Source organism: Paraburkholderia haematera, assembly GCF_905220975.1.
Taxonomy (GTDB): Bacteria; Pseudomonadota; Gammaproteobacteria; order Burkholderiales; family Burkholderiaceae; genus Paraburkholderia; species Paraburkholderia haematera.
The window spans coordinates 94,842-108,787 of the sequence record NZ_CAJNBK010000019.1 but is presented as its reverse complement, the minus strand read 5'-3'; the positions used below and the strand labels follow the sequence as shown (position 1 = coordinate 108,787).

Annotated in this window: 15 protein-coding genes; 8 read left to right on the top strand and 7 right to left on the bottom strand. The window is 62.7% G+C overall.

What is annotated here, in order from left to right; genetic code table 11:
- Positions 1–277 precede the first annotated feature (277 nt).
- The 6 genes from KHO23_RS25955 to KHO23_RS25930 all read left to right on the top strand — a co-directional run bounded on the left by KHO23_RS25955 (position 278) and on the right by KHO23_RS25930 (position 4,217).
- Positions 278–877 carry a hypothetical protein gene (locus KHO23_RS25955; RefSeq protein WP_211614387.1) on the top strand — a complete coding sequence of 200 codons (600 nt, stop codon included), beginning with the start codon at positions 278–280 and terminating at the stop codon, positions 875–877.
- Between the two features lie 233 nt (positions 878–1,110).
- Positions 1,111–1,734, top strand: a complete 624-nt coding sequence (locus tag KHO23_RS25950; protein WP_211614386.1) for a hypothetical protein — start codon at positions 1,111–1,113, stop codon at positions 1,732–1,734.
- Between the two features lie 57 nt (positions 1,735–1,791).
- Positions 1,792–2,538 carry a GntR family transcriptional regulator gene (locus KHO23_RS25945; RefSeq protein ID WP_211614385.1) on the top strand — a complete coding sequence of 249 codons (747 nt, stop codon included), beginning with the start codon at positions 1,792–1,794 and terminating at the stop codon, positions 2,536–2,538.
- Positions 2,535–3,425 carry a sulfite exporter TauE/SafE family protein gene (locus KHO23_RS25940; RefSeq protein ID WP_407946071.1) on the top strand — a complete coding sequence of 297 codons (891 nt, stop codon included), beginning with the start codon at positions 2,535–2,537 and terminating at the stop codon, positions 3,423–3,425. Before KHO23_RS25945 ends, KHO23_RS25940 begins: the two co-directional genes overlap by 4 nt.
- Positions 3,422–3,781, top strand: coding sequence for a DUF1634 domain-containing protein (locus KHO23_RS25935; RefSeq protein WP_211614384.1), 360 nt, complete (start codon positions 3,422–3,424; stop codon positions 3,779–3,781). The genes KHO23_RS25940 and KHO23_RS25935 overlap by 4 nt, the downstream gene beginning before the upstream one ends.
- A gap of 169 nt (positions 3,782–3,950) precedes the next feature.
- Positions 3,951–4,217, top strand: a complete 267-nt coding sequence (locus tag KHO23_RS25930) for a hypothetical protein (protein ID WP_211614383.1) — start codon at positions 3,951–3,953, stop codon at positions 4,215–4,217.
- Here the strand turns inward: KHO23_RS25930 and KHO23_RS25925 are convergent.
- The 7 genes from KHO23_RS25925 to KHO23_RS25895 all read right to left on the bottom strand — a co-directional run bounded on the left by KHO23_RS25925 (position 4,162) and on the right by KHO23_RS25895 (position 12,654).
- Positions 4,162–5,553, bottom strand: coding sequence for an ATP-binding protein (locus KHO23_RS25925; protein ID WP_211614382.1), 1,392 nt, complete (start codon positions 5,551–5,553; stop codon positions 4,162–4,164). The two genes, KHO23_RS25930 and KHO23_RS25925, sit on opposite strands and share 56 nt — an antisense overlap.
- Positions 5,550–6,263, bottom strand: a complete 714-nt coding sequence (locus tag KHO23_RS25920) for a response regulator (RefSeq protein ID WP_211614381.1) — start codon at positions 6,261–6,263, stop codon at positions 5,550–5,552. The genes KHO23_RS25925 and KHO23_RS25920 overlap by 4 nt, the downstream gene beginning before the upstream one ends.
- 16 nt (positions 6,264–6,279) lie before the next feature.
- Entirely contained in the window at positions 6,280–9,411 is a 3,132-nt protein-coding gene (locus KHO23_RS25915; RefSeq protein ID WP_211614380.1) for an efflux RND transporter permease subunit, read from the bottom strand.
- A complete protein-coding gene (locus KHO23_RS25910; protein WP_236066995.1) occupies positions 9,408–10,472 on the bottom strand; it encodes an efflux RND transporter periplasmic adaptor subunit in 1,065 nt (354 codons plus the stop codon). Before KHO23_RS25910 ends, KHO23_RS25915 begins: the two co-directional genes overlap by 4 nt.
- A gap of 79 nt (positions 10,473–10,551) precedes the next feature.
- Positions 10,552–12,120, bottom strand: a complete 1,569-nt coding sequence (locus KHO23_RS25905) for an efflux transporter outer membrane subunit (protein ID WP_211614378.1) — start codon at positions 12,118–12,120, stop codon at positions 10,552–10,554.
- Positions 12,121–12,171: 51 nt separating this feature from the next.
- Entirely contained in the window at positions 12,172–12,465 is a 294-nt protein-coding gene (locus KHO23_RS25900; RefSeq protein ID WP_211614377.1) for an EF-hand domain-containing protein, read from the bottom strand.
- A 15-nt stretch (positions 12,466–12,480) separates the two neighbouring features.
- Positions 12,481–12,654 carry a hypothetical protein gene (locus KHO23_RS25895; protein ID WP_211614376.1) on the bottom strand — a complete coding sequence of 58 codons (174 nt, stop codon included), beginning with the start codon at positions 12,652–12,654 and terminating at the stop codon, positions 12,481–12,483.
- A 239-nt stretch (positions 12,655–12,893) separates the two neighbouring features.
- Between KHO23_RS25895 and KHO23_RS25890 the strand changes: the two genes are divergently transcribed.
- On the top strand, positions 12,894–13,217 hold the full coding sequence (locus KHO23_RS25890) for a hypothetical protein (protein ID WP_211614375.1): 324 nt from the start codon (positions 12,894–12,896) through the stop codon (positions 13,215–13,217).
- Between the two features lie 480 nt (positions 13,218–13,697).
- A complete protein-coding gene (locus tag KHO23_RS25885) occupies positions 13,698–13,943 on the top strand; it encodes a hypothetical protein (RefSeq protein WP_211614374.1) in 246 nt (81 codons plus the stop codon).
- Positions 13,944–13,946: the final 3 nt, after the last annotated feature.

Here is a 13,946-nt window from a genome sequence, read left to right as displayed (position 1 = left end):
CCTCGCTATCGCGAGAAGCCCGTCCTGCATAGGTTTTTTGAGGGATATCTTTCAGCGAGACGGCTTCTATCATTCCCGAACAACATGAAAAATTGATGCGAACGTCCAGTCTGACTTAAAGGTTTCATGCCCCGATCAGAGAGCGCCCTAGAGTTGCGTTATAGATAGTTCTTACGTACATTCTCGCTTCGCAAGCGAAATTTCCTAAAGCGCGGCGCTGCAATATCACAGAATTGCCGCACAAAAGTCAATTCAAAACTATTCGAACGAGGCTTGAATGAAAGCAACAACGGTTGGAGTCGCTCTGCTGATCTCGGTATTCGCCCATACTGCTCAAGCGCAGAATGCGCCGGCCAGCGCCACGCCGGAAGTTGTCGCGGCAGGGGCTGCCGTGCATGTCGTCGCTCAAATCGTCAGCATCGACATGGGTGCCCGTACGCTCGGCCTGAAGGGTCCGCGAGGAAACGTCGCTGTCGTTGCCGTGAACCCTGAGGTTGCAGGATTCGACGAGTTGAAGATCGGCGACAAGGTGGAAGTGCTTTACAAGAACGCCCTTCTGCTGACCGCGGATAAGGTGTCAGGTGCCGACTCCGGTATTCGCAAGCGCGTCGACACGCAGACGTATTTGCCGGGCGCGACTAATGCGCCGGGCAAGGCGGGTTATGCATCGGCACATCGCGTCGACCTGATCGCTACCGTGCTTAAGGTGGACCACAAGAAACGTCTCGTGACGCTGCGTGGCCCGTACCAGTCGCAAACACTTGCCGCCGGTCCGGACATCGATCTCAGCGATCTGAAGGCCGGCGACACCGTGCACGCGGCGTTCGAGTCGGCTACGGCCGTGCAGGTCACGCCGCAAGGCGCCCAAGCCCAATAACAGAAATTGACTTGCGTGCCGGGAGGGTAAAACTTCCCGGCATTGGGTGGTGTACGCTCTATCAGCCGGCCGGCGCGTCGCATGACTCACGCATCACAACGCATCACACCGCGTCGGTACCGCCATGATGGACGTGAACTTACCAGACCGACATTGCGGTTCACTGGTCATACGCGGCACGTACTGGCGCTGCGTCTTCGCTGGCCGGAAACGCACTTACTCAAGGGGCTCCCATGTTTTACCACTCCAATGATCGTTCCTCCGTCGGACGACGATGTGCGGCCGTCGCCGTTGTTGTCGGCCTGTCGTCCTGGCTGTCTGTTTGTGCCGCCGCGGACAGCGTCGCTTCGGCACCGGCGCCCGCGGTACAAAGCGGCGCGACGGTGGATAACGAAAGCGGCACAGTGAGTTTCATCGACAAGAAGAATTCGATCATTGTCGTGTCGGGCAGCGGTGGGCAACAGCTCAGCCTCAATGCAAAAGATCATACTGACGTGCTGGATCGTGTTCGCATCGGCGACAAGATTGCAATCAGCTATCAGGAGCCGTACGTAACCGGCCTGACTCGCGCGAAGGGTACGCCGCTCACGCGCATGGCCCGCACTGTAAAAGTGACCCAGTCCGCGGCAGAGGCTGGAAAAGACGGTTTCCAGGCGGTGCGGACCTATAACGGCGTGGTGGAAATCACCGCGATCAATCATAAGCAGCATGTCCTGACCATTGCCGACGCATCCGGTGCCGCTCACTCGATCAAGGTGACCGACCCTGCACTGGTGAAAGCCGCGAGCTCGCTTGTGCGTCACGATCATGTTCAAATCGGCTACGAATCCGCTGTCACGGTAACCATCGTTCGCTGACGCCGGCCCCAAAATCGCGCCTTGACACCGTGACATCATGACGTCATGATGTCACGCATGAACGCCGACCGAATCAGCCAACTCCCGCTCTACGCACAAGTCGAAGCGGCACTCGCCGAGCGGATCGCGAACGGCACGTATCCGCCGGGCACTCAGTTGCCCAATGAAGCGAGCCTGCTGGCCAGCTTCAACATCAGCCGCACCACGCTGCAAAAAACGGTGCAGAACCTGATCACGCGCGGCTTGATCGAAATCCGCCGCGGCAAAGGCACCTTCGTCACGCAGCCGCGCCTCACACAGCCGCTCACCGAACTGAGCGGCTTTGTCGAGGATATGCGTGCACATGGCCGCCATCCGAGCGCCCGGCTGTTAGCGAGGCAAATCGAAATCGCCAGCGGCACTGTCGCCAGCAAGCTGGCGCTCGAACCGGGTACGCCCGTCGTCCACATTCAGCGCGTGCGCATCGCCGACGGCACACCGCTTTCCTTCGACGAAACCTGGCTGCCGAAAGACATCGGCGAAAAGATCATTGAAAACGATCTGGAAGCGGAGCCGATCTTTACGCTGCTCGAAGAGAAGTACGGCATTCCGCTGATCGAAGCCGAATACCGGCTCGAAGCGATCGCCGCGAACGAAGCCGTCGCGCAGGCCCTCGAGGTCGATACGGGCAGCCCGATTTTCCTGATCGAGCGAACCTCGTATGGCGACGGCAACCGTCCGGTCGACTATGAAAAGCTGTACTACCGCGGCGATCAGATCCAGTTCGTTACCCGTCTCGCCCGGCGCAAGCCGAATAGCCAATGACCGGCGTCCAAACCGCGATGGATCTGAGCTACACGCTGTGGCTCTTCGCGGTGTCGTTCGGGGCCAGTGCGCTGGGCGGCATGCTCGGCATGGCAAGCGGCATTTTTATCGTGCCCATTCTGACCATGTTCGGTCACCTCGATATTCACGTCGCGATTGGCGCCAGCATCGTTTCGGTGATCGCCTGTTCGTGCGGGGGCGCCGCGCCCTCCCTGCGCGGCCGCTTGACCAATGTTCGCCTCGCCGTGGTGCTGGAAACCGCCACCACGCTGGGCGCATTGTCCGGCGTGCTGTTGAGCGGGCTCATTCCGGTGCCTGTGCTGTTTTTCATTTTTGCCGTCATTCTGCTGCTCTCCGCCCAGCAAATGCTCGCACGGCGTGCCGACCCGGTCGCCAGTCAAAGCGCTAACGCGGCGGGCACACGTTCGTGGGGCGCTTCGTTACGTCTGGATTCAAGCTATCCGGATCGTGCGCTAGGACGCGATGTCGACTATCGCGTGCAACGCGTGCCCCTGGGCTTATCCCTGATGGTCGGAGCAGGGTTGATTTCGGCGTTGCTCGGCATTGGCAGCGGCGTCCTCAAGATTCCGGCCATGGATACGGCGCTGCGCTTGCCGATCAAGGTTTCGTCCGCCACGTCCAATTTCATGATCGGCGTGACGGCGACAGCCAGCGCCGGCGCTTACTTCCTGCGCGGCGAGATTGTGGCTGCCATCGCCGGCCCGGTGGCATTGGGCTCGGTGGTGGGTGCCGTGCTCGGCGCGCGCATCCTCACACGGGTCTCGGGCGACAAGCTGCGCGTACTCTTTGTCGTGGTGCTCACGGTGCTTGCGGTGCAGATGCTGCTCGAAGCCTTCGGCGTCCACCTTTCCGGTGCGTCGGCATGAGCCGCATCGCGCCGGCCGGGGGGCGGCTCGAACACTGGCTTGCGAAACTCCTGCACTACGGCACATGGGTGGCGACGGCCACGATTGCGGCCGGCCTTGCAATCAGCCTGCCAGGCGGCCTGAAAAACCACCTTGAAAGCGCGCTGCCCGGCATGCGAGCGCACCCCGGACTGCTTTCAATGACGGCCGGCACGCATATTGTGACGATTGGCATCGCGCTTTTCATCCTGCTGCCGGTAATGCGGCTTATATTGATGTTAGGGATGTTCCTGCATCAACGCGACTACCAATTCAGCGCGATTGCCGCCCTCGTGCTGGTGATCGTCGCCGCGGGATTGCTGGCCGGCGCGGCGTGATGTGTGCGGCACGAACGACCCCAGGTATGATGCAATCGCGCGCCGCCCGGTGCTCGATTCATCGCCGCGCTTTGTAGCAGCGCTTTGTCGTTACGCTTTGTCACTGCGTTCAGAAGTTGCATTTGCAGCCGCGTCTCGCGCGGCACTTCATCCAGCCACGAGAACCATCATGCCCGCCCATCACGACGAAGTCCCCACTGCCAGCACCGAGCCGGGCAAGGCAAAGCACAAGGATCTGTCCATTGTGTCGCGTAATCTTCTGATGGTTGCGGTCGGCGTCGTGGTCTTCGCGATCGTTTCGACCGTCGTGCTCTACGGTCCGATCACTTACGGCGACGAGGTTCCCAACTTCGGCATCATTCTGATGATGACCGTGCCGGTTATCGCGGGTGTGGCGTTCCGGGTGGGACTGGATGCGTGGCTGGATAGGCAATGAGCGGCAATACCACCCACACCTCCAGCCCGCCGCCCTCGCGCGCATGAAACTGCACGCCGCCGCCGTGCAACCGCGCGATCCGCTCGACAATCGCAAGCCCCAGCCCAGTCCCGCCGCTATGCGCGCGAGCATTGCGGCCACGTTGAAACGGCGCTTTTAGCTGTTCCAGTTCCTCGGCCGTTAGCCCTTTGCCGCGATCGCCGACCGCGACATACGCGGCTTCGCCGGTAGCCCAACTCCGTACGGCGAGCCCGCTGCCGCCGTATACGATCGCGTTCTGCATGAGGTTCATCAGGAGCCGCATCATGCTGATCGGCCGATACGCAACCGCCGGCAAAACCGCGAGCGACAACGCAAACTCGTGACCGAGCCCCGCGAAATCGCCGGCGAGCCGCTCGATCAGCGCATTGAGATCGCCAGCTTCAGCCGGTTCACGCTCGCCACTGCCCGCGTAATCCATGAACTGCTGCAAGATCGTCTCGATCTGGTCCAGATAGGACTCCGCGGCGACCACAAAGCTGCTGTCGCTGCCGTCCGGCATGGCCATGGCCATCGAGAGCCGCAATTTGGTGAGCGGCGTGCGGATGTCGTGTGAAATGCCCGCCAGCATCAGCGCGCGCGTCGCCTCGGCTTGCTGCAGCGCATGCGTCATCTGATTGAAAGCACTGCTCACCGTGGCGATTTCGGTAGGACCGTCGGTCGGCAGCGGTGCGGGCGTTTCACCGGCGCTGACGCGGCGCGCCGCCTGCGTCAACTGCTGGAGCGGCTGGTTGAGGTGGCGCTGGATCACATAACCGGTCAGCGCCGCCAGCGCGCCCAGTCCGAGCGACAGCAGGATCGCGGCGTCGAGCCCGGCGCCTTGCGCGTCCTCTGGAATCGGCAGCGCGATCCAGTACGGCGCGCGCGGCGCATCGGCCGGCGCATGCATGCGAATCCACAACCGTTGACCGCCTTCGGACTGCCAGAGCGCGGGCATGTCGACAGGCAGATGCTCGCGCAAGCTGTCGAGAAAGACGCTGCGTTGGTACGTACGATAGGCGAGCATCAAACTGGGCGCGGGTTCGACGGTGGCCTCGCTGGGTAGCGCCGTGCGGGCGTCCAGACGTGCGGTCAATGCAGCGCGCGCGCCAGGCGGCGTGGCGGCGAGCAACTGATCCATCGTCTTCACGTAGGTCGCAAACACAGCCGCCGCGCGTTCGACGCGAGGGCGCTGCACGTAATGCATCAACACGCCGAGCGCGCAGATCTGGCTCAGCATCACCAGCACGATCAGCAGGACGATATTGCGCGTCAATAGCGTTTTCGGGAGCAGCCTCGGCAGCCAGGCGCGCGTCATGAGTCGACGTCCGCGACCAGCATGTAGCCGACACCCCACACGGTCTTGATGAAGCGCGGCTTGGACGGATCGTCCTCAACGATCTGTCTGAGCCGCAACACCTGCACGTCGATGCTGCGATCGAGCGCATCGTGCTCCCGCCCACGGGCGCGCGCCAGCAGATTGTCCCGGCTCACGGGCCGGTTCGGCGACGAAGCCAGCGCGACCAGCAGCAGCATCTGCGCCGAGTGAAGCTCCAGCAGTTCTCCAGCGCGCGACAACTGCTGCTTGCCGACGTCGAGACTGAAATCGCCGAAACGCACGCTCTGCGAGGTCACGGTGACGTCCCCCGACGCGATCTTCTGGCGGCGCAGCAGCGCATTGATCCGCGCCACCAGTTCACGCGGCAGGAACGGTTTGGCGAGATAGTCGTCGGCGCCGGTTTCGAGGCCGACCACCCTGTCGAGCGGATCGCCCTTGGCGGTCAGCATCAGGATCGGCAACGTCTGCCCTTGCGCGCGCAAACGGGCGCAGATTTCGAGGCCGTCTTCTTCGCCGATCATCAGATCGAGCACCAGCAGATCGAACGGCTCGCGCTCCAGATAGCGGTCGAGCCGCTTGCCGTCTTCCGCGATCCGCACCTCGAAACCGTGGCCGCGCAGGAAACGCTGCAGCATGTTGCGCAGTTCGGCTTCGTCGTCGAGCACAATGATTTTTGCGGGGCGATCCATACGAAAGCTCCTCGGGTTAGGCGTCGGGCGGTGCATGCCGCGCCGCGTGCCGTTCGGCCTGGCGCTGCAACAGCACGTAGATCGACGGAATGAACAGCACGGCGATGCACGTTGAAGCAAGCATCCCCGAAAATACCGCAATACCAAGCGAACGGCGTGCGCTCGCACTCGCGCCGGTGGCGATCACGAGCGGTACCACGCCGAGAATGAACGCGAACGAGGTCATCATGATCGGCCGGAATCGCAGTCGCGCCGCTTCCACCGCGGCCTCGGCGATGCTCACGCCCTGCGCGCGCAGATGCCGCGCGAACTCGACGATCAGAATCGCATTCTTCGCCGACAAAGCGATCAGCAGCACGAGGCCGATCTGCGTGTACAGATTATTAGCCGCGCCGAGCGCGGCAAGCGTACCGGCCGTACCGAGCAACGCGATCGGCACGGCGAGCACCACCGCCACCGGCAACAACCAGCTTTCGTATTGGGCAGCCAGCACGCAGAACACCAGCAATACGCCCACGGCAAACACCCAATAAGCCGAATTGCCGACCAGTTTCTCCTGATACGACATCGCGGTCCATTCGTAGCCGATACCCGCGGGCAGCGCGCGCGCGGCCTCCTGCTCGAGCGCGGCGATCGCCTGGCCGGTGCTATAGCCGTTCGCCGGAATGCCGTTGATGGCAGCGGCCGGCGCCAGGTTGTACAGCGTCGCCACGGCGGGGCCTACGCTCGCATGCGCGTCGATAAAGGTGCCCAGTTCCACCATATGCCCGCTGTTGCTGCGTATCTGCAAACGGCGAATGTCGTCGGTTTGGCGGCGAAACGCGCCGTCGGCCTGCACGAATACGGGGAACGTATGGTTGAACGTCGTGAACTGGTTCACGTAGCTGGAGCCGACGTAATCCTGCAGCAGGTCGAACACATTGCCGACCGGCACCTGCAGCGACTCGGCCTTGGCCCGATCGAGCGTGAGTTCGACGGTCGGCACGGCCGCGCGAAACGGGCTGAACACGCGCTGCAATTCGGGCCGCTTCGAGACGTTGGCGATCAGCGTGTTGGTGGCGTCCTGCAGCCGCTGATAGTTTTGCGAGCCGTCCGTGAGCATCACCTGCATCTGCACGCCGCCGCTATTGCCCAGGCCCTGAATCGGCGGCGGCACGATCACCACGGAGCGTACGTCGGGCAGTTTCGCGAGTTCGTCATTCATGCGCAAATAGAGCGAGCGAAGATCCTCGCCTTTGCCGCGCTTGCTCCAGTCGTCGAGCGTGACGTAGATCAGCGCGGAATTCGGCAGCGATGCGTTGTTGTCGAGCGGCGAGATGCCGCCGATCGACACCACGTGGCTCACGCCGGGAATCGCGCCGATACGTTTTTCTATCTGGGCGCTCGCCTCGCGGGTACGTTCGAGCGAAGCGGCATCCGCCAGTTGCGCGGCGATCAGGATATAGCCCTGATCTTCGAGCGGAATGAAACTGGTGGGCACACGCGTCAGCAGAAATGCAGACGCCGCCCCGAGCACCAGCGCGATGACGAGCGCCAGCCCGCAGCGCTGCACGAACCACGAAACGATCCGTACATAGACGCCTTCGACGCGGGCATACCCCTTGTCGAACACGCGATACACGATGTTCGGCTTGCCGGGCCGCGCGTGGCGCAGCCAGCGTACGCTCTGCACCGGCTTCAGCGTGACCGCGTTGATCGCGCTGATTATCGTCGTTGCGACGACAACCAGCGCGAACTGCCGGTACATCTGCCCGGTGACGCCGCCGAGAAACGCCGACGGCAGAAACACCGAGATCAGCACCAGCGTGATACCGACAATCGGCCCGAGCAACTCGTGCATCGCGTCGATGGCGGCCTGCTTCGGCGTTTTGCCCTGCTCGATATGCTGCGTAATCCCTTCGACCACCACGATCGCGTCGTCCACCACGATGCCGATCGCCAGCACGATCGCGAACAGCGTCAACAGATTGATCGAAAAACCGAGCATGTAAATCGCACCGAACGTGCCGATGATCGTCACCGGAATCGTCGTGGCGGGCACCAGCATCGCGCGCCAGTTCTGCAGGAACAGCAGGATCACGGCGAGCACCAGCAACGCGGCTTCGAACAGGGTCTTGTACACGTCGATCACCGACTGCCGCACGAAGATCGTCGTATCGAACGGCAATTGATAGTTCACGCCCTTCGGCATGTCCCTGGCGAGACGCGCCATGGTTGCCTTCACGGCATTGCCCACCTCCAGCGCGTTGGCCTCGGGTAGTTGATAGATCGCAATACCCGCAGCGGGTTTGCCGTCGATATTGAAGAATTGTCCGTAACTCGACGAGCCCAGTTCGGTGCGGCCCACATCGCGAATGCGAACGAAGTGGCCACCATTGTTTGAATCGGCCTTGATGATGATGTCGTCGAACTCGTGCGGATCGGAGAGCGCGCCCTGCATGTTCACCGTGAGCTGGAACGCCTGGCCGCCGGCATTCGGCTCGGAGCCGAGCTGGCCCGCGCTCACGTCCTTGCTTTGACTCTGGATCGCTTGCATCACATCGGCTGCGCTCAGATTGCGCTCGCTCAGCTTCTGCGGATCGAGCCATACGCGCATGCTGTACTGCCCCGTGCCGAACACGGTGACGTCGCCGACACCCGGCAAACGCGCCAGCGTATCGCGCAGATAAATCACCGCGTAGTTGCTCAGAAACAGCGTGTCGTATTTCGGGTCTGGCGACTGCAGCGTGTACAACTGCAGGATCGCCGTGGAGCGCTTGCGCACGGTCACGCCCTGCTGCTGCACCGCTTGCGGCAATTGCGCGGTGGCGGCCGAAACGCGGTTTTGCACCAGTACCTGCGCTTTATCGACGTCCGTGCCGACGGCGAAGGTGACGGTGAGCGTATAGGTGCCGTCGTTCGTGCTGGTCGATTGCATGTAAAGCGCGTTTTCCACGCCATTCACCTGCGTTTCGATCGGCAACGCCACGCGGTCGATCACGGTCGCCGCGCTCGCGCCCGGAAAGCGTGCGACAACCTGCACGGTCGGCGGCGTAATCGGCGGATACTGCGCGATCGGCAAGTTGATCAGCGCGACGGCGCCGAGCAGCATCACGATCAACGCGATCACATTGGCGAGGACCGGACGCTCGACGAAGAAGCGGATCATGACTGGCCCAGCGCCGCGGCGGCGACCACCTGCACTTTGGCGCCGGGTGCGACGGCCAGCGCGCCGCCGGTCACAACCTGGTCGCTCGCATTGAGACCCGAGGTGACGGCCCGCTGCGAACCGTACAGACCACCCGTAACCACCGCGCGTTTTTCGATCACGCCCGCACTGTTCACGGTCAGCACCGACGCACCCGCCTGCTCACGCAGCAATGCGGTATCCGGCACCAGCAACACGTTATGCGGCGCACCGGCGGGAATATGCACTTCGACTGACATGCCCGGAATCAGATGCGCGTCCTGGTTGACGATATCGGCGCGCAGCTTGACCGCCCCGCTGTCCGGATCGACCCGTGTGTCGACGAATTCGAGTGCGGCGTCCTCACCCTGCCCCTCACCGCCGGCCGCGCCGAGCACATTGACCCGCACCGTGCGCGGCGGCTGCGTAAAAATCCCGATGCGATTCGCGTCGCGCTCGTTGAGCGTGAAATTCACGTACACCGGCTGAATACGGTCCAACGTAGCGAGCTTCGTGGAGTCCGAAGCGCCCACCAGATTACCGACATCCAATGCGCGCGCACCGATGCGTCCGCCAAAGGGCGCGCGTATTTCCGTGTAGTTGAGATTGATACGCGACATGTCGCGTTTGGCGAGCGCCTGGTCGCGAGTGGTCTGTGCTTTTTGCAGCGTCGATTCGGAGGTCGCGTTATCGGAGGTGAGCTGCTTTTGCCGGACCAGTTCCTGATTGGCGTTGTCGAGCGCTGCCTGGTCGTAGGTCAGTTGCGCACGATACGTATCCGGCTCGATGCGAAACAGCACCTGCCCTTGCTTGACATAAGCGCCATCGGTAAAGCCGATCTCCTTCAGCACGCCTTGCACGCGCGCCACGAGCGTGACACTCGCCGAGGGCGCGACGGTGCCGCTCAGGTCGAGCTGTTCGCGCACCTCGCGCGACATCGGCCGCGTCACGCTCACTTGCGGCAAGGGTGCCGATTGCGTGGATTGCGCCGATTGCGCAGCAGGCGCGCCGCCGTCGTGGCACGCGGCCAGCGCTAACGCCACGGCCAGCACGATGCAAAGCCTCGCTCCGACGTGCCTGTTTGCCGCGCTACGCCGCGCCCCGCCCCTGTTTGTCAGGTTGTTATTTCGCATTATCGAGCCGGTCTCCACTAGTGCGCGCCAGCGCGGAATTCGCCGGCGGATTCAGCAACCGCCCCCAGTCCGTGCGCTGCGCCATCTGTTCGGCAATCTGTTCGCTCACCACCTGCTGCCCTTGCGCCACTTCCCAGCCGCCACCCAACGCGCGATACAACGACACCGCCGCGAGCGCGGCGATTCCCTGGTTCTGCGCGAGCGAGTCGCCGTCGCGCAACACCGAACGCGATGCGTCGATCACCGTGTCGTACGTGACCGAGCCGGCGCGATACTGGATATTGGCGAGCTTCAAAGCACGTTGCGACGCATCGGACGCACGCGACGACGCCGCCAGCGCATCGAGCGAGGTGCGCAGCGCGGCAATGGCGTCTTCCACTTCTTTCTGCGCTTGTAGCACCGTGTTCTGATAGTCGAGCACGGCCTCCTGGAAGGCGGCGTCCTGAATCCGCACGGCGTTTTTTAATTGGCCGCGATCGAAGATCGGCAGCGTCACGCCCGCCGAAAAGAGGCCGATGGTCTTGCTGCCCCATTGCGTCAGTCCGATACCGTGCTGCTCGCCCGACGAAAGCCCGAACAGCCCCGTCAACGATAGCGACGGGTACAGCTTCGCCTTGGCCGCGCCGATCAGCGCCGATTGCGCCGCTGCGTTGAGCGCGGCCTGGCGCACATCGGGACGGCGGCGCAACAGATCGGCGGGAATCCCCACGTCGATCTGCGTTGGCGGCACGGGAATCGCCGTGCTGCCTTTGAGTTGCGCGTCGACGGCGTCGGGGGGATCCGCGAGCAGCACGGCGAGCGTGTCGCGGTCTTGCGCGCGTGCCTTGATGAGCGGTGGAATCGCCGCCTCGGTTTCGGCCACCAGCGTGGCGGCCTGTTCGACATCGAGCTGAGTCGACGCGCCGCGTTTGTAGCGCGCCTGGGTCAGCGTAAGACTCTGCTGCACCGCCTTCAGGTTCTGCTGCGCCACCACGATACGCTGCTCGAGCGCGCGCAGATCGATGTACGCATTGGCGACATCGGCGAACAGCGACACGAGCGAGTTGTCATACGCGGCTTCCGATACACGCAGTTGTGCGCGGTCCGATTCGATCTGCCGGCGGTACTTGCCCCAGAAGTCGATTTCCCAGCCGACGTTCGCACGCAGATGCTCGGCCCACAGATGCGCCGGCGGAATGGGACCGACGCCGCTCGTATTGATATGGTCCGCGCCGGCTGAGACGCTGCCCGATTGCGGCAGCAGATTCTCCGCACTGGTCGCGAGTTGCGCGCGCGCCTTGAAAATGTGCAAACCCGCCACTTGCAGCGACAGGTTGCGCTCATACGCGCGCTGTTCCAGCGCGCTCAACACCGGATCGTTAAACGCGGCCCACCAGGCCGCCTGAGCGGCGGGCGCGGCCTGTGCCTGATGAGGCAAGCTCTCGAGCCACTGGTTTTCCAGCGTCACGTCCGGCTGTTTGAAGTCGGGCCCGACTGTCATGCAACCAGACAGCGCCACGCTCATTGACACGATCAGCGCGCAGGCGAGGGTCAGGCGGCAGGACGGGGCGGGTTTCATCGCACGCTAGGGCGTTAAAAACTCCTACGATCCCGCCGATGCCCGCGCAGCTCAGTGCGCTGCCCCGCGTTCCCGCATGAATGCCGCGATCTGCGGCAACGTGATGTAGCCCGCCTTCTGCGTGTCGATTTCGTCGAAATGCTTCGCGACCATCGGCATGCCGGCTGCCGCCTGTTCCTTGGTGAGCTTGCCGTCGTGCGTGGTGTTGGCGCTGGCAAAACGCGTTTGCAACTGCTGCGCCATGCGTTCCATGCGCTGGGGATTGGCGCCCTGCGGTGCGGCCGTTTGGGCGAACGTGACGGTGGATGCGCAGCACAGCAGCACAACGGCGATCAACTTTTTCATAACTGACTCCTTGGATTAAGCCATCGTGCGTCGCCTGCAAACCGCCGCGATCCGTTCGATGACAGGCCGAATTCTTGAGGAAAAACCGCCGGAAGGCAATGTCGGAATCATGTCGCCATGTGTCATTTTTTTCGTGGTGTCCGCCTGGCAGGCGCGCGCGCTGTTGCGGCAACACAGCATGCGCTTCATACACCCGCACGCCGGTCTCCCGGCTCGCATTCATGCGACATCAAATGAAATAAGTTCGCGCTGCCGTTTCGAATGCGGTTTGCGTATCTTTCGTTTGCCGGCGCCACCAACGCCTCAAGCGCATCAAGCGCATCAAGCGCCTCGACGGTTCGGCAAGGTTCTCAAGCAATCCGAACCAGCCACCTTGCTTCTTCACCGGAAGACGCGCCGCGCCGTTCAAAACGTCTCAGGAGTATCAAGTGAGTATTCGTCTCGTCTGCGCCTCTACCTTCACCGCCCTCGGTCTCGCCTGTTCGTCGACGGCGTTCGCCCGGGTGGTCGTCTACATGCCCGCCGCCGTGGTCTACGCGCCGCCGCCCCGCCCTGTGTATTACTACGCGCCGGCCAACCCGGTCTATGTGGTGGCGCCCCCGCCCGTTCCCGCGCCCGTTCCCGTTGTTATTCCTGTCGCGCCCGGCACGCCCGTGCCGCTGCCCGCGAAACCCGTCAACTCGTACTCGACGGTCGTGCTGCCCGCGCCTGTCGTCACTTACGCGCAGCCTGTGCTGGTGGTGCCGCGGTAACTACGTCACAGCCCTACGTCACAGTGAACGCCAACGCGGTGGATCAGGCTACGTGCGGCTAACCGCCGGCGGCAGCGGATCTGAAACGCGGCTGAATCGGGCCAGGCTGAAGCGGGCCAAAACAGGCGGTCGGGCACGGCATGGCGACCGATCGGTAGCTTGTGTTCTACGCCACGATTCTTACAGGCAGAGATGCAAAATCTGCTCGCTTTCTTTGGCGCTTCGCCATGTTGCGCCACGTTCCGCCCTGTATTGGCGGATTAAAACAGGAAGAGGGTTTGTCTGCGCCAAAGTCCTTCCTGCCTGGAAGGTGTCGATCTATCAGACAAATACCGGGCGGTTGACGGCTCGATACCCACCCAACATAGCGGCGCGCGGCACGGCTCTTGCTGAAATCTGTACCAACGTCAGGCGTGTCCAATAGTTGGACATATCCGTCCGATTGACGTGGCCTACTCACCTCTCCTTAAGGGCTGTTAGATGAGCTACCAGGACATAGACAAAGAGATTGCCCATCTCGAACACGTATTCAGGCTGATTTCCGCCAACGATCGCATTCCGTTGTCGTATTGGCGCAATCGGCTGGGCATGCTGCCTAAAACATTGCTGATGCCGACACAGCGCGCACGCCTCGCACGGCTTGAAGCCGCGCTGCGCAAACTCGAGCAGTCCGCGCAAAAACTGATGGCCGAGCGGCCCATGCGGGCGACGGGCACCCGGGCATAACGC

Excerpts from the sequence above, each read along its gene's own strand:
- KHO23_RS25945 (WP_211614385.1), top strand. The coding sequence starts at position 1,792 with ATGAACGCCGACCGAATCAGCCAACTCCCGCTCTACGCACAAGTCGAA.
- KHO23_RS25885 (WP_211614374.1), top strand. The coding sequence starts at position 13,698 with ATGAGCTACCAGGACATAGACAAAGAGATTGCCCATCTCGAACACGTA.
- KHO23_RS25915 (WP_211614380.1), bottom strand. The coding sequence starts at position 9,411 with ATGATCCGCTTCTTCGTCGAGCGTCCGGTCCTCGCCAATGTGATCGCG.
- KHO23_RS25940 (WP_407946071.1), top strand. The coding sequence starts at position 2,535 with ATGACCGGCGTCCAAACCGCGATGGATCTGAGCTACACGCTGTGGCTC.
- KHO23_RS25900 (WP_211614377.1), bottom strand. The coding sequence starts at position 12,465 with ATGAAAAAGTTGATCGCCGTTGTGCTGCTGTGCTGCGCATCCACCGTC.
- KHO23_RS25935 (WP_211614384.1), top strand. The coding sequence starts at position 3,422 with ATGAGCCGCATCGCGCCGGCCGGGGGGCGGCTCGAACACTGGCTTGCG.
- KHO23_RS25930 (WP_211614383.1), top strand. The coding sequence starts at position 3,951 with ATGCCCGCCCATCACGACGAAGTCCCCACTGCCAGCACCGAGCCGGGC.
- KHO23_RS25895 (WP_211614376.1), bottom strand. The coding sequence starts at position 12,654 with ATGAAGCGCATGCTGTGTTGCCGCAACAGCGCGCGCGCCTGCCAGGCG.
- KHO23_RS25925 (WP_211614382.1), bottom strand. The coding sequence starts at position 5,553 with ATGACGCGCGCCTGGCTGCCGAGGCTGCTCCCGAAAACGCTATTGACG.
- KHO23_RS25955 (WP_211614387.1), top strand. The coding sequence starts at position 278 with ATGAAAGCAACAACGGTTGGAGTCGCTCTGCTGATCTCGGTATTCGCC.
- KHO23_RS25950 (WP_211614386.1), top strand. The coding sequence starts at position 1,111 with ATGTTTTACCACTCCAATGATCGTTCCTCCGTCGGACGACGATGTGCG.
- KHO23_RS25920 (WP_211614381.1), bottom strand. The coding sequence starts at position 6,263 with ATGGATCGCCCCGCAAAAATCATTGTGCTCGACGACGAAGCCGAACTG.
- KHO23_RS25905 (WP_211614378.1), bottom strand. The coding sequence starts at position 12,120 with ATGAAACCCGCCCCGTCCTGCCGCCTGACCCTCGCCTGCGCGCTGATC.